Origin of the sequence: Aminobacter sp. HY435 (assembly GCF_027568395.1) — a bacterium.
Classification (GTDB): Bacteria; Pseudomonadota; Alphaproteobacteria; order Rhizobiales; family Rhizobiaceae; genus Aminobacter.
Genome location: NZ_JANKZL010000005.1, coordinates 1 through 13,967, shown reverse-complemented (window position 1 = coordinate 13,967; position 13,967 = coordinate 1). Strand labels below are relative to the sequence as shown.

At 64.1% G+C, this 13,967-nt stretch carries 16 protein-coding genes; 12 read left to right on the top strand and 4 right to left on the bottom strand.

Annotated elements, in window-relative coordinates; all coding sequences use genetic code 11:
• Positions 1 to 10 precede the first annotated feature (10 nt).
• Together PCJ21_RS07250 and lptC are read right to left on the bottom strand one after the other, a co-directional pair.
• Complete coding sequence (locus PCJ21_RS07250; protein WP_442865978.1) at positions 11 to 577, bottom strand: LptA/OstA family protein; 567 nt, start codon at positions 575 to 577, stop codon at positions 11 to 13.
• Positions 564 to 1,286, bottom strand: a complete 723-nt coding sequence (gene lptC / locus PCJ21_RS07245; protein WP_269930723.1) for an LPS export ABC transporter periplasmic protein LptC — start codon at positions 1,284 to 1,286, stop codon at positions 564 to 566. The genes PCJ21_RS07250 and lptC overlap by 14 nt, the downstream gene beginning before the upstream one ends.
• Positions 1,287 to 1,545: 259 nt before the next feature.
• Here lptC and sppA point away from each other — a divergent pair, with 259 nt between their 5' ends.
• From sppA to PCJ21_RS07185, 12 genes are all read left to right on the top strand, one after another.
• Positions 1,546 to 2,511, top strand: a complete 966-nt coding sequence (gene sppA / locus PCJ21_RS07240) for a signal peptide peptidase SppA (protein ID WP_269930722.1) — start codon at positions 1,546 to 1,548, stop codon at positions 2,509 to 2,511.
• 47 nt (positions 2,512 to 2,558) lie between these two features.
• A complete protein-coding gene (locus PCJ21_RS07235; protein ID WP_269930721.1) occupies positions 2,559 to 2,843 on the top strand; it encodes an integration host factor subunit beta in 285 nt (94 codons plus the stop codon).
• 34 nt (positions 2,844 to 2,877) lie between these two features.
• Complete coding sequence (locus PCJ21_RS07230) at positions 2,878 to 3,210, top strand: DUF1049 domain-containing protein (protein WP_269930720.1); 333 nt, start codon at positions 2,878 to 2,880, stop codon at positions 3,208 to 3,210.
• A 116-nt stretch (positions 3,211 to 3,326) separates the two neighbouring features.
• A complete protein-coding gene (locus PCJ21_RS07225) occupies positions 3,327 to 4,292 on the top strand; it encodes an ornithine cyclodeaminase family protein (protein WP_269930719.1) in 966 nt (321 codons plus the stop codon).
• 229 nt (positions 4,293 to 4,521) lie between these two features.
• Positions 4,522 to 5,610: a class I SAM-dependent rRNA methyltransferase gene (locus tag PCJ21_RS07220; RefSeq protein ID WP_269930718.1), complete on the top strand. Its 1,089-nt coding sequence runs from the start codon at positions 4,522 to 4,524 to the stop codon at positions 5,608 to 5,610.
• Complete coding sequence (locus tag PCJ21_RS07215; protein ID WP_269930717.1) at positions 5,607 to 6,443, top strand: TrmH family RNA methyltransferase; 837 nt, start codon at positions 5,607 to 5,609, stop codon at positions 6,441 to 6,443. Before PCJ21_RS07220 ends, PCJ21_RS07215 begins: the two co-directional genes overlap by 4 nt.
• 8 nt (positions 6,444 to 6,451) lie before the next feature.
• Positions 6,452 to 6,943, top strand: a complete 492-nt coding sequence (lspA, locus tag PCJ21_RS07210; protein ID WP_269930716.1) for a signal peptidase II — start codon at positions 6,452 to 6,454, stop codon at positions 6,941 to 6,943.
• A 276-nt stretch (positions 6,944 to 7,219) separates the two neighbouring features.
• Complete coding sequence (locus PCJ21_RS07205; RefSeq protein ID WP_333474390.1) at positions 7,220 to 7,951, top strand: SH3 domain-containing protein; 732 nt, start codon at positions 7,220 to 7,222, stop codon at positions 7,949 to 7,951.
• A gap of 122 nt (positions 7,952 to 8,073) precedes the next feature.
• Positions 8,074 to 10,329, top strand: a complete 2,256-nt coding sequence (locus PCJ21_RS07200; protein WP_269930714.1) for a PAS domain-containing hybrid sensor histidine kinase/response regulator — start codon at positions 8,074 to 8,076, stop codon at positions 10,327 to 10,329.
• 193 nt (positions 10,330 to 10,522) lie between these two features.
• A complete protein-coding gene (locus PCJ21_RS07195; RefSeq protein WP_269930713.1) occupies positions 10,523 to 11,353 on the top strand; it encodes a GNAT family N-acetyltransferase in 831 nt (276 codons plus the stop codon).
• A 4-nt stretch (positions 11,354 to 11,357) separates the two neighbouring features.
• Positions 11,358 to 11,711 (top strand): MmcQ/YjbR family DNA-binding protein, encoded by a 354-nt coding sequence (locus PCJ21_RS07190; RefSeq protein ID WP_269930712.1) that lies wholly within the window; start codon positions 11,358 to 11,360, stop codon positions 11,709 to 11,711.
• Between the two features lie 36 nt (positions 11,712 to 11,747).
• Positions 11,748 to 12,254: an SRPBCC domain-containing protein gene (locus PCJ21_RS07185; RefSeq protein ID WP_269930711.1), complete on the top strand. Its 507-nt coding sequence runs from the start codon at positions 11,748 to 11,750 to the stop codon at positions 12,252 to 12,254.
• A gap of 12 nt (positions 12,255 to 12,266) precedes the next feature.
• Here the strand turns inward: PCJ21_RS07185 and PCJ21_RS07180 are convergent, their stop codons facing one another.
• Both PCJ21_RS07180 and grpE read right to left on the bottom strand, forming a co-directional pair.
• On the bottom strand, positions 12,267 to 12,899 hold the full coding sequence (locus PCJ21_RS07180; protein WP_269930710.1) for a trimeric intracellular cation channel family protein: 633 nt from the start codon (positions 12,897 to 12,899) through the stop codon (positions 12,267 to 12,269).
• Positions 12,900 to 13,018: 119 nt separating this feature from the next.
• On the bottom strand, positions 13,019 to 13,657 hold the full coding sequence (gene grpE / locus PCJ21_RS07175) for a nucleotide exchange factor GrpE (protein ID WP_269930709.1): 639 nt from the start codon (positions 13,655 to 13,657) through the stop codon (positions 13,019 to 13,021).
• Positions 13,658 to 13,967 lie beyond the last annotated feature (310 nt).

Genomic DNA, 13,967 nt, shown 5'->3' with positions numbered 1-13,967 from the left:
GTTTCGGACATTACTTCTTCTGCGAACCCGGCGTGATCGACATCATGACACGGCCGTTCTTCTTGGCGCCGCCGTTGCAGCCGTCAACCTGAGCGAGACCGGTCTTCATCTGGACGGTCAGCTTGCAGCCGACCAGCACATTGTCGCCCTCTGACAGAACGACCTCGTTGCCCGACAGCACCAGCACTTCCGATTTCATGTCGAAGGTGCCGCGATCGCCTGTCGCGACCTGCTTGTCGGACTTCACATAAACCTTGTCATCGACTTCCAGCCTGTCGATGTTGGCCGAGCCGGTGGCTGCCGAACCCTGGCCGTCCTTGGCATAATAGACGGTCATCTTGCCCGACTTCATCACCGTCGGCCCCTGCGTGACGCTGACATTGCCAGTGAAGATGGCGAGGTTCTCCGACTCGCGGACCTCGAGCTTGTCGCTCTCGATCTGGATCGGCTGGTCACCCGAAAGCTTGAGGCCCGAAAGCCTGCTCTGGCTGTCCTGGGCAAAAGCGCCCGTCGCGCTCAACGCCACCCCCAAGCACGATAGGGCGGCCAAAGACCGCCAAGACCTAATTTGCCGCACTCCCGCCTCCGCTGCCATTTTGCGCCGCCTTCATCCGCGCCGGATCGATGTCCACGCGCACCCGCTTCTCGAAAACGACGACCTTGCCATTTTCGAGCATCGACATCGAATCGGACGTGATCTTCGAACCGTCAAGGGTTATCTCGACCGGTTCGTTGGTCTTCATCGCGCCACTGCCCATGTCGAGATACGCCGATTTGAGCTTGGCGACCATACCGTCACTGGTCTTTACAGTGACTTGATCGGTCAAATCGAGCGTGTTGCCTTCGCGATCGTAAACACCGCGAATGGCATCGACCTCCGCGACCTTGTCGGCCGAGATCGGCAGATTGGCATCAATGCCCACCAGTTCGACAACGCCCTGATTGGCCGGATCCTGCACCGCGCGGTCGGCGGTCATCGAATAGGGCAGGTTTTCACGGGTAAAGCCGTTGAGTTGCGGCTTGGCCATCACCAGCTTGCCCTCCGAGAACGCGGCGCCCTCGGCCTTGACCTCAAGCGACGGCGGCGCAGCCATGTAGGAATAGGCGCCGAACAGCGCGGCAAGGGCGATTGCGGAAAGCGGCAGCGCTCGCTTCAGGAAACCGACGCGGCGCGAATGGCGGGCGGCACGGTCGAAGGCATCGGTACGCGAGGTCGCAAGCGCAATGCCGGTCTCCGCCGCAACGCCGCTACCGCCGCCACTCGTATCGATTGGTCGCGCCAACACAAAAGTCCTTCCACGAAATCACGCCGCCTAGCGGCCCGGCACCTGAAACGGATGAAAGCCACGAAAATATGACCATAAGGTCAAAGGGTTGCGCCGAATGCACCAACCCCAAGCGCCCCGGCGGCCAGATTGCAACCTGTAATATGGCTATTTACCTTACAAAACCAAGGTCCCGCAACGTCGGTTGCGTCAGGAAAGCTGTGGCCCTCATTGGAGCCATGCGCTAAAAGCGCAGGCTGCACAGCACGCGAGGCACGCGATGACCATGAGAGCCGACGATCTGATCGACCGCCGCCGGTTGCGGCGCAAGCTCACCTTCTGGCGTGTAGTCACCTTTCTCATTGCGGCCGCCGCGATCTTCGGGTTCTCGACCTGGATCGCCGGCGAACGGCTTCCAGGCGTCGCCAGCAACCACATCGCCAAGGTCAAGATCGAAGGTACGATCACCGAAGACGAGGACCTGCTCGAGCGCCTCGAGGACATCCGCAAGTCGCCTTCGGTCAAGGGCGTGATCCTGTCCATCGATTCGCCCGGCGGCACCACGGCCGGCGGCGAGGCTATCTACGATGCGGTGCGCAAGATCTCGGCCGAAAAGCCCGTCGTCGCGCAGGTCGGCACGCTGGCCGCCTCGGCCGGCTACATGATCGCCTCGGCGTCCGACCACATCGTGGCGCGGAAATCCTCCATCGTCGGCTCGATCGGCGTGCTGGTGCAGTTTCCCGACCTGACCGGCCTGATGGACAAGGTCGGCATCAAGCTGGAAGAGGTGAAATCCTCGCCGCTCAAGGCCGAGCCGTCGCCGTTCAACCCGACCACGGATGCAGAGCGCGCGATGATGCGCAGCATGATCATGGACAGCTACGACTGGTTCGTCGGCATCGTCGCCGAACGAAGGGCGATGTCCAAGACGGAGGCGACCGCGCTCGCCGACGGTTCAGTGTTCACCGGCCGCCAGGCCCTTGCCAAGAAGCTGATCGACGAAGTCGGCGGCGAAGACCAGGCGATTGCCTGGCTCGGCACCAAGGGCATCGACGCCACGCTGTCGGTGGTCGAATGGAAGCCAAAGGGCAGCGGCGGCTTGTTCTCGCCGATGTCGCTCGCCAGGGCGGTCGGGCGCGTGCTCGGCGTTGGCGACCTTTCTTCCGACCTCATCCGGGAAATGGGCGGCGACCGCTTGTTCCTTGACGGTATGCTGTCGCTCTGGCACCCTGAAAAGCCTGCTTAGGCGACTGAAAAACAAATAAAATCATCACTTGGACGGGGACCGCGCACATGATCAAGTCTGAACTGGTGCAAATTATCGCCACTCGCAATCCGCATCTGTTTTTGCGAGATGTCGAAAACATCGTCAGCGCCATTTTCGACGAGATCACCGATGCGCTGGCCGAAGGAAATCGCGTCGAGCTGCGCGGCTTCGGCGCGTTTTCGGTCAAGAACCGTCCGGCCCGCACCGGCCGCAATCCCCGCACCGGCGAGTCGGTCGAGGTCGAGGAAAAGTGGGTGCCCTTCTTCAAGACCGGCAAGGAGCTGCGCGAGCGGCTGAACGACGCGAAATAGCCGGGGGCGACGGGGGCGTCAGACAGGAATTCATATGTTCAACCGCTTCATGCTCATCGTGGTTTTCGTGCCGCTGGCGATCATCCTGATCGCGCTTGCAGTCGCCAACCGCGCGCTGACCCCCTTCACGCTCGATCCGTTCAATCCCGGCAACCCGGCGCTGACCGTGCATGCGCCGCTGTTCGTGCTCTTGTTTCTCGCGCTCGGCCTCGGCGTCCTCCTTGGCAGCGCTGCGACCTGGCTGAAGCAGGGTCGCTACCGCAAGGTGGCACGGCAGCGCGGCCTGGAGGCCGAGAGCCTGCGCCAGGCGGCAGGCCAGCGCCCGCCCGCAGGAGCGCAGGGTCCGGCCCTTCCGCGCCCCAATTGATCGGCCAGGCGCGCATCTTTGACGCGTGCACCGCGTCATTGCGGACGCGCGTGGGACAATGAGATCTTGGATCCGTGCTCGCCCTGGATTTTCGGCAACGCACGAGGGAGAATCAGATGCTGCAGTTTTCGGCCGGGGATATCGACCGGGCGCTTACGTTTCCGGGCCTGGTCGAAACGTTGCGCGTCGCCTTCAAGGAAGGTGCGGTGCAACCGGTGCGCCATCACCACACGGTGGAGCGGGCGCAAGGAACAGATTCGACGCTGCTGCTGATGCCCGCCTGGACCGATTTCAAGGCGGCAGGTGCTGGTTTTGACGGGTATATCGGCGTCAAGATCGTCACGGTGTCGCCCGACAACAACGACATCGCCAAGCCGGCGGTCGTCGGCATCTACCTGCTGCTCGACGGGGTGACCGGAGAACCGCGGGCGCTGATGGACGGCCCGCGCCTGACGCAATGGCGCACCGCCTGCGCCTCGGCGCTGGCCGCATCCTATCTCGCCCGCGAGGACGCCTCGAAACTGTTGGTCATCGGCGCCGGGGCGCAGTGCAAGTTCCTCGCCCGCGCCCACGCCGCGGTGAGGCCGATCAAGGAAATCCGCGTCTGGAACCGGACCGCCGCCAACGCCGAGGCACTTGTGCACTCGTTGCGTGCCGAAGGCTTTGACGCGGCCGCCGTAACAGACCTCGAGGCGGAGCTCGGCTGGGCCGACATCGTGACCGCCGGGACCATTTCGACGACGCCGCTGGTCAAGGGCGCCAAAGTCAAGCCTGGTTGCCACATCGACCTCGTCGGCGGCTTCACGCCGGGCATGCGCGAGGCCGACGACGAGGCCATCACCAGGGCAAGGGTCTATTTAGACACCCGCGCCGGCGCGACCAAGGAAGCCGGCGACATCGTCCAGCCGATCGCGGCCGGCGTGCTGAAGGCCGAAGCGATCGTCGCCGACCTGCACGAACTTGCCCGCGGCCAGAAGCCGGCGCGCCAGTCGGCGGACGAGATCACACTGTTCAAGTCGGTCGGCGCGGCACTCGAAGACCTCGCCGCAGGCATCGCCGTCTACGAGGCGCTCAAGCGCTGATTGCGAGACAGGGCCGCGCGCCCATGGCTTCGGCGATCAGGCGGAAGTCATGCTCGCCCAGCGGGCAGAGCCCAAGGCACAGCTGGCAACCCCAGTTGCGGCTGGCGGCCACACGACAGGCGCAAGCCCGAGCGGCCGGAGGCGGCCTCGCCGCCGCGCGACTTCCCGTCAGGTTGCGGCGCGGTGTGCCCTGTGTCAAAAGCGGCCAACCGTCAGGAGATTTCGTTCCTTGAAGCACCCGCGCGACAAACGCCGCGATAGCCGCCCCCAGCCGTCCCGAAAGGGGGCTCCGGCGCCCATGCCGACGCGCGAGCGCGCCGAACGGCATGAACGCAAGGTCGAGCAGCACGCGCCTGCCCGGCAGGACGTGCCCGTCGAGGCAAGGTCGGAACCGCGCAAGCTTGCGCGCCGCGAAGGCGCCCTGCCGGCGGAACGCCTGCCACTGATCCTCGAAGTCGCGCCGAATGACGATTATGCCCTTCTCGACAGCGGCAACGGCCAGAAGCTCGAGCAATACGGCCCCTACAGGATCGTGCGTCCTGAAGGCCAGGCAATCTGGCTGCCGGCGCTGCCGGCCAAGGAATGGGACCGCGTCGACGCCGTGTTCACCGGCGACACCGACGAGGAAGGCCTCGGTCGCTGGCGTTTTCCGAAAACCCCGCTCGGCGAAACCTGGCCGATGCGCCATGACGGCATGTCTTATCAGGGCCGCTTCACCTCGTTCCGCCATGTCGGCGTGTTTCCCGAGCAGGCGACGCACTGGGACCACATGGCTCGCCTGATCGAGGAGGCGAAGCGCCCGGTGAAGGTGCTGAACCTGTTCGGCTACACGGGCCTCGCCTCACTGGTCGCGGCGCGCGCCGGCGCCGAGGTGACCCATGTCGACGCCTCCAAGAAAGCCATCGGCTGGGCGCGCGAGAACCAGGAAATGGCCGGGCTCTCCAAGAAGCCGATCCGCTGGATCTGCGAGGACGCGATGAAGTTCGTCGAGCGCGAAGAGCGCCGCGGCAGCCACTACGACATTATCCTGTTTGATCCGCCCGCCTATGGCCGCGGCCCCAAGGGCGAGGTGTGGCAGCTGTTCGAAGGCTTGCCGGCCATGGCCGACATCTGCCGCTCGATCCTGACGCCGAAGCCGCTGGCGGTGATGCTGACCGCCTATTCGATCCGCTCCTCATTCTTCGCCATCCATGCCCTGATGCGCGACACCTTTGCCGGAATGGGCGGGACGATCGAATCCGGCGAGCTGGTGATCCGCGAGAAATCGGCGGGACGAGCCCTTTCGACATCGCTGTTCTCACGCTGGGTGGCCAAATGAGCGAACACCGCACCGGAGCCCCAGGCCGCGTCAAGGAAGTGACGAGCCTGGCCAATCCGCTGGTCAAGGACATCAAGGCGCTGGCGCTGAAGAAATTCCGCGACCAGCAGAACGCCTTCATGGCCGAAGGCCTGAAGCTGGTGATCGATGCACTGGATCTCGGCTGGACCATCAAGACCCTGATCTTCGCCAAGTCGGCACTCGGCAACGCGGCTGTCGAAAAGGTCGCGGCGCGCACGGTGGCACTCGGCGGCGACGTGCTCGAGGTTTCGGAAAAGGTGCTGACGGCGATCACCCGCCGCGACAATCCGCAGGCCGTGGTCGGCGTGTTTTCCCAGCGCTTCGTGCCGCTCAAGGACATCCGTCCGCAGGGCAACGACGTGTGGGTGGCGCTCGATCGGGTGCGCGACCCCGGCAATCTAGGCACCGTCATCCGCACCGTCGATGCCGTCGGCGCCAAGGGTGTGATCCTGGTCGGCGAGACGACCGATCCATTTTCGCTGGAGACCGTCCGCGCAACGATGGGCTCGATCTTCGCCGTGCCGGTCGCCAGGACCAGTGCGGAAGCGTTCCTCGCCTGGCGCAAGGATCTTGCCGGCACCGTCGCCGGAACGCACCTCAAGGGTGCGGTCGACTACCGATCGGTGGATTTCGGCAACCGCCCTGTGCTTTTGATGATGGGCAACGAACAGCAGGGCCTGCCGGACAACCTGGCCGACGCCTGCGACAAGCTGCTGCGCATTCCGCAGGCTGGCCGGGCTGATTCGCTCAACCTCGCGGTCGCCACCGGCGTCATGCTGTACGAGATCCGGCGCAACGCGCTGAAGCTTTAGGAGCAACCGTGAAGCCAGCTGCGTTCTACGGACTCGTGACTGTGCTTGCAGTCGCGCTCGACCAGTGGATCAAATATCTCGTCGAGACCAGCCTCGTGATGCACGAGAAGGTCGACGTCCTGCCGTTCCTGGCGCTCTATCGCACCTACAACACCGGCATCGCCTTTTCGATGTTCTCCAGCGTCGGCGATACCGGGCTGATCGTGCTGACCGGCGTCGTCATCGCCTTTGTCGCCTATCTCGCCAGCCGCACAACCTCGCAGCAGGCGATCTCGCGCTTCGGCTTCGCGCTGATCGTCGGCGGCGCACTGGGCAATCTGATCGACCGCAGCGTCTACGGCCACGTCATCGACTACGTCCTGTTCCACACGCCGGTATGGTCGTTCGCCATATTCAACCTCGCCGACGCCTTCATTTCGGTCGGCGCGGCCCTGGTGGTTCTGGACGAATTCCTGTCCTGGCTGCGCAGCCGCAAGGAGCCATCGCAACCCGAGGGCTGAGGTTCGGCCAGCATTGTTGGGGATAGCGAGATCGGCGTTCAGGTTAGCCGCGCATTACGCACAGATTTTGCTTGGCGCTTAACAAAAAATTCGGGAAGATCGAAATCGGGTCCAAGCTCTGCCACAATCGGCCGACATGATGCTCATGGTGGACGAGCCAAACAAGGACCGTCGAGACTGTCCGACAACCACGCGGCGGAGATTTGCGGGTTGCAACGACAGCTGGGGGCGCTCGAAATTCGAGCGATGGGCCTGAGTGGAGAGTTGTTTGTGAAAATGCCCTTCAAGTTGGGCGCTGCAAGGCAGCCGCGCCCCGCGACGATGTTCATGAAGACCGACCATGTGTCCTGGCGCGAGAACGCGCCGAACCGCGGTCTTATCCTCGGCGTGCTGGCGATGACCGCCCTGATGAGTGCCACAGCCGTATCCGCCCTTTTCATTCTCCCCCACATGAGCCAGCGTTCCGCCGACGTTGCCCAGGAAACGCTGCAGAACGAGACCGTGGCTGACGCGGCAAAGGAAAAGATCACCACGATCACCGCCGAGCCGACCGGTCGCAAGAACCGGGTCGCAACCTCAGCCTCGTCCCTCCTCGTTTCCGAGGCCAATGCGGCCGAGGACCCCGAGATGCCGCTGGCGGCCGATCCGCGATGGGCAAAGGTCGTCGCCGCCGGTGCCACCACCCCGCTCGAAGCCATGCCCGCCATTCCCGGCGCCGAGAAGATCATCGTCCGCGACCCAGCCGACTCCGAGGCGCTGGCGCTGGCAGACACCGGCAAGACCGACCCTGCGGCCACCGCCGCCGTCAAGGCGATCGTCAAGGAACCCGCCGCCGACGCAGGCGCAGCCGTCATCAAGCGCTCGGTCAATATGCGCAGCAAACCGGGTGGTGCGGTGCTGGGCGTCATCCCCGCCAAGACCGCGGTCGAGCTGGTGGCTTGCACCAAATGGTGCGAAATCGTTTACAAGGGCCAGCGCGGCTTCGTCTACAAAAGCTACATCCAGTAGACCGGCTATTTCCGCCAAAACTGCCTGACCGCTAAAATTCGAGCGATCCGCCCAAAGCTTCCCTAAGCTCTGCCGCCTAGTATTCCGATATCATGACGGATTCCGGGCTTAAGGTGAAGACGATGGCAACGGGCGCGACAGGCGCCTCATCCGGCGCATCGCCGCATCGCCGGACAATCGCTCCGACACCGCTCGAACCGGTATTGCCCAAGGAGCCGCCCCGCTGGCTCTATTTCATCACGCTTGTCGCCGTGTTCGTACTCGCGGGCCTTGGCCATCTCACCGGCGCGCCCGCATTCATCAGCGTCGGCCTTCTGGTAGCCGGTACGACCGGGCTCATCCTGCTGTCGCGCAGTCTCGTCGAGCGCGAACGCACGGTGATCGCCATCACCGACAACGCCACGCGCAACCGCGCCGAGATGGAAACGCTCGCCGACCGCATGTGGGAGCTGCAGGAGAGCGAGGAGCGCTTCCGGGGTCTCATCGACGCACTCGGCGACCTCGTCGTCCACCGCGACCGCGAAGGCCGCATTGTCTATGCCAACAAGGTCTTCGCCGAGCTCATCGGCCGCGATCAACGCGATCTCGCCGGCCGGACGTTGTTTGAACTTGGCGTCGATGTCGGCGTGGTGCCCGACGCGGCCTTCTTCGACGGCGAGTGCCTGAGCTCGGCCGACGTCGGCATACGCAGTGCCGGCGTGGTGCGCTGGTTCTCGTGGATCGAGCTTTCGGTCCGCGACAATGACAGCCATACCGTTTCGCACCGCGCCATCGCGCGCGACATCACGGCGCGCAAGCGCGCCGAGGCTGCCCTGATCGGCGCGCGCGAACGCGCCGAATATGCCAGCCAGGCGAAGTCGCGTTTCCTCGCGACGGTGAGCCACGAGATCCGCACGCCGATGAACGGCATCATGGGCATGGCCAAGCTGTTGCACGATACCGAGCTATCGCCCGAGCAGCGCACCTATGTCGGCGCCGTCTCGACATCGGCAAGCGCCCTGCTGGCCCTGATCGAAGACCTGCTCGACTATTCCAAGATCGAGGCCGGGCGCTTTGCCCCGGAGCCGCAGCCGATGTCGCCGCGCGAGCTCGCCGACAACGTCGTCGAGCTGCTGGCCTCGCGCGCATTCGGCAAGAACATCGGCCTGGGCTGCCATGTCGCGCCCAACGTGCCGCAAATGATCACCGCCGACCCGGGCCTTGTGCGTCAGGTACTGCTCAACCTGATCGGCAACGCCATCAAGTTCACGGACGAAGGCGGCGTGCGCCTGAGCGTCGAGCGCGTGGGCGAAGGCACAGGCAAAATACGCTTCACCGTCGCCGACACCGGACCAGGCCTACGCGCCGAGGACAGGGAGCGCATTTTCGAAGAGTTCGAACAGGCCGACGGCACCTCGACCCGCTCGCATGGCGGCGCCGGCCTTGGCCTTGCCATCTCAAAGCGCCTCGTGACCTCGATGGGCGGCACCATTTCGGTCAACAGCACGCTCGCCAGGGGCTCCGAGTTCAGCTTCGAGATCCCGGCGTTTGGCGCGACCAGCAGTTCGTCGACCGGCGCGGATGCGCTGGCCGATCGGCGCGCCGTGATCCTGTCCCGCAATGCTCCGGAAGCCGCCGCCCTGGCCGAAACGATTCGGGCATATGGCGGACAGGCGGAAATCGCCGCGACCGTCGAGCAGGCCCGAATGCATGCGGACGGATGCGACGCGCTGCTCATCGATGCCGCGCTCGAGGAGAAGCACGGGCAGGTCCTGCAGCATCTGCGCGAAAACGGGTTTGGCGCGAGCGAGGCAATCACCGTGATCGCCCCGACAGACCGTGGCCTTCTGGGTGAGCTGCGGGCCAGCGGCTATTCCACGTTCCTCGCCCGGCCCGTCCGCGGAGAGACGCTGCTTCGCGTTCTGATGTCAGGCGATGGTGGAACGCCGGCGCAATCCCTGCCTTCGGACGGACAAGCTTCCGCGGAGCCGGGAAGACCTCGCAAAGCGCGCAAGCTTTCGGTGCTCATTGCCGAAGACAATGACATCAACGCCATGCTGGCGCGTGCGGCGCTGGAAAAGGCCGGGCACAGGGTGGAAGTGGTCAACAACGGCAAGGCTGCGGTCGAGGCTGTGACCGACGCCGGCGGCAGGCAGCGGTTCGACGTCGTGCTGATGGACATGCACATGCCGGTGATGGACGGTCTCGACGCCATTTCGGCGATACGCCGCCACGAGGAACAGCACGGGCTCGCGCCGATGCCGATCATGGTACTGTCGGCGGACAGCCAGGAAAAGACGCGCCACGCGGTGCTTGCGCACGGGGCAAGCGGCTTTGTCACCAAGCCCCTCGATCCGGACGTTCTGATCACTCTGGTCGAACAAAGGGCGGCGGCTTGAGGCTCGAACAAGGCTTTTGCTGAGCCAGCTACAAAGCGTTGGCTGTGCGCATAGTCTTGCCCGCACCGGTCGATCACGATACTGTCACAATCCTGTAGCACCGAGACTTTATCCCGCGCCTGTAGGATGGCTCGAAGGAGAATCACCCGTGCATACAGCCTTGCCGGATAGTGACACTCAGATAGCCAGCGGGGTGAAAGTGCGTTCCAATCCCCTACTGCCAAACGCACCACTGGGCAAAATCGGAACCCTCGAGGTTCGCCTCGCCCGCAACGAATCGGAGATCGCCGCCGCGCAGGAAGTGCGCTACCGCGTTTTCTTCGACGAGTTGGGCGCGCGCAAACAGGCGCTGCACTCGATCGACCATCGCGACGCCGACCGTTTCGACGAAATCTGCGATCACCTGCTGGTATTCGACACGTCGATTTCCGGACCCGAGCATCGCCGGATCGTCGGCACCTACCGATTGCTGCGCCAGGAGCGCGCGGCCGAGGCCGGCGGCTTCTACTCCGACGACGAATTCGAACTGGGCAAGCTGATCGCCCGGCACCCGAGCCAGCGCTTCCTCGAACTCGGCCGTTCATGCGTGCTGCCCGAATACCGCTCGAAGCGCACAATCGAGGCGTTGTGGCAGGGCATCTGGGCCTATCTCAACCGCTACGACATCGACGTGATGACCGGGTGCGCCTCGTTCCATGGCGTGGTGCCGGCAGCACATGCCGAAGCGCTGACCTACCTGGCCCATCATTGCCGCACCAGCGCCGACTGGGACGTGCGCGCGGTCGCCGGACGCTATTGCGCCATGGACCTGATGCCGATCGAGGCGGTCAGCGCCAAGGCCGCGATCACGGCGATGCCGCCGCTGGTGAAAGGCTATCTCCGCGTCGGCGCGAAGATCGGCGACGGCTGCGTGATCGATCACGAGTTCGGCACGGTCGACGTCTTCGTCGTCATGCCGGTCAAGGAGATCGGTGCCCGCTACATCAACTACTATGGCGGCGAAACGCAAAGTTTCGCGGCCTAGCCATATGGGCGACGATCTCGCCCGGGCATTCGACAGGCTGCGCTGTGCCGCCGAAGGCCTGGCCGAGATTTCCGAAGGAACCTCCTACGGGACGCCCAGCCTGCACGTCCGCAAGAAATTTCTTTGCCGCGTCAAGGACGCTGAGACGGTCGCCGTGATGTGCCCTCTCGAGGAAAAGGAAATGCTGATCGAGGCCGATCCAGGCATCTATTTCGAGACCGCGCACTACCAGGGCTGGCCGGTTGTGCTGGTCCGCGTCGACAAGATCGACAGCAGCGAACTGCACCACCGGCTGGAACGCGCCTGGACAATGCAGGCGCCAAAGAACCTCGTCAAAGCCCGCCAGAACCAGACTTGACCGCGGAAACTGCCACCGGCCCGAAGGGAGGAGTGCATGCCGAAGGCGCACCATGAACTGGCAATCCATGCCTCATCGAGGCAAATCGCAGCCGCTCCGATTGCCGTCTACAAGGCCTTCCTCGATCCGGACGCGGTGCTGTCCTGGCGGCCTCCAGAGGGCATGAGAGCGGAGATTCACAGCTTCGAGCCGCGTGAAGGCGGGGCCTTTCGCATGGCATTCATCTATTCCGACACGACGCATTCGGCCCCCGGCAAGACGTCCGATCATATTGACCTGTTCGATGGCCGTTTCGTCGAACTGGTGCCCGGCGAAAAGATCGTCGAGGCCATAGAGTTCCTGACAAACGACCCGGCCTTTGCCGGCGTGATGCGGGTCGTCACGACGCTTAAGCCGATCCCACAGGGCACGGAAGTGACGATGCGCTGCGAGAACGTGCCGCGCGGCATAAGCGAGGCCGATCATATCGAAGGGATGAACTCGACATTGCAGAACCTCGCGGACTATCTCGAGCCGCGGACCAGAACAGCCAAGCCCGAGTGACCTGGCGCGCTGTCAGGGAATGTCCTCGGGCCTTCGCCCGGGCCGGCTGCGGTAGGCGGGGAACGTCCAGCCAAACTTCAGCGCGCCGCCACGCACCATGAAGGCCGCGACGAAGGCCACGACGGCCGAGACGTCGGGCGGCAATTGCGCGAGCTCGGCCATGGTGTAGATGGCAGCGCCCACCATCGCTGCGGAAACATAGATCTCGGGCTTCAGGAGCACCGATGGCTCGCCCGCCAGGAGATCGCGCAGGATGCCGCCGAAAGTCGCCGTCAGCATGCCCATGACGATGGCGACGGTCGGCGAGCCGGTTGCCTGCAGTCCCTTGGCAGCACCGATGGCTGCATAGGCGGACATGCCGAGCGCATCGAGCCAGAGCAGCAGCTTGTAGCGGGATTCGACGAGGTGCGCCGTGAAGAACACGATCACCGCGACAGCGGCGCAGACCAGCACGTAGTCCGGATTGACGACCCAGAACACCGGCAGCCCGAGGATGACGTCACGTACCGTGCCACCGCCGATCCCGGTAAAGCCAGCCAGGAACAGAAAACCGATCACGTCGAGCTGCTTGCGCGAGGCGGCAAGCGCGCCGGTGGCGGCAAACACCGCGACGCCGGCATAGTCGAGGTAGAGCAGCGGATTCATGAAAGGGGCGAACAGGGAGCAGTAAATGGCGAATAGGAGAAAAACAAAGCAGCCTCCCTGTTTGGGGCCACTTTACCGATCAAATCCCTATTCGCTACTCCCTATTTGCCAGTCGCTTCTCAAGCGTCTTTTTCGGCCTGCTCGTTGACCGGACCCGGCTCGGCCGGGGCATCGGCACCGTGCTTGGGGCCGCCCTTGGCAACGCCAACCATGGCCGGGCGCAGGACGCGGTCGCCGATGGTGTAGCCGGACTGCACGACCTGCACGACGGTGTTGGCCGGAACGGCGGGGTTCGGCACCTCGAACATGGCCTGATGGAAGTTCGGATCGAACTTCTCACCCTGGGGGTCGAGCTTGCGCACGCCATGGCGCTCAAGTGCTGAAAGCATGGCGCGCTCGGTGACCTCGACGCCTTCGATCAGGCCGGCGAGGCCAGCGCCGTCGGCCGTCTTGGCGTCTTCGGGAACCGCCTCGATGGCACGGCGCAGATTGTCCGAAACCGCGAGCATGTCGCGCGCGAAATTGGCCACGGAATAGGCCCGCGCGTCCTGAACGTCGCGCGCGGTGCGGCGGCGCAGGTTTTCCATCTCGGCCGCGGCACGCAGGGCGCGGTCCTTCAGTTCCTCGTTTTCCTTGAGCAGCCGGACGACGGCTTCGTAATCGCCATCGAGTCCACCTGCGATCTTATCGGCCTGGGCCTCGGCGGCAGCCATCTCTTCGGGCGTGCCTTCGTCTCTTGCCTGGTCGCTCATCGCCATTTCCTGTTGTTCGGATCCGGTATCGGTTGGGCCCGATATCGAGGTTCGGGGCGCAAAAATCAAGGGGCAAGGCTGGAACGCGCCAGCGACGGATTGGATGCGCAAGTGCCCGACGAACCGGGATCAAATTCGGGTTTAATTCAAATTTTACCATCACGGCAGACCATTCTCTCCGGGGCTGCCCTAGGTCGTGTGGACTCTTGGGATTCCCAAGGCTGAGCAAATCAGATTCAAGACTGTCTTTTGGAGGCAGTCATGGGAGCATTGGACCGTCTGATCCTTCGGGATGAGCAGTGGGAGCGGATTTCGC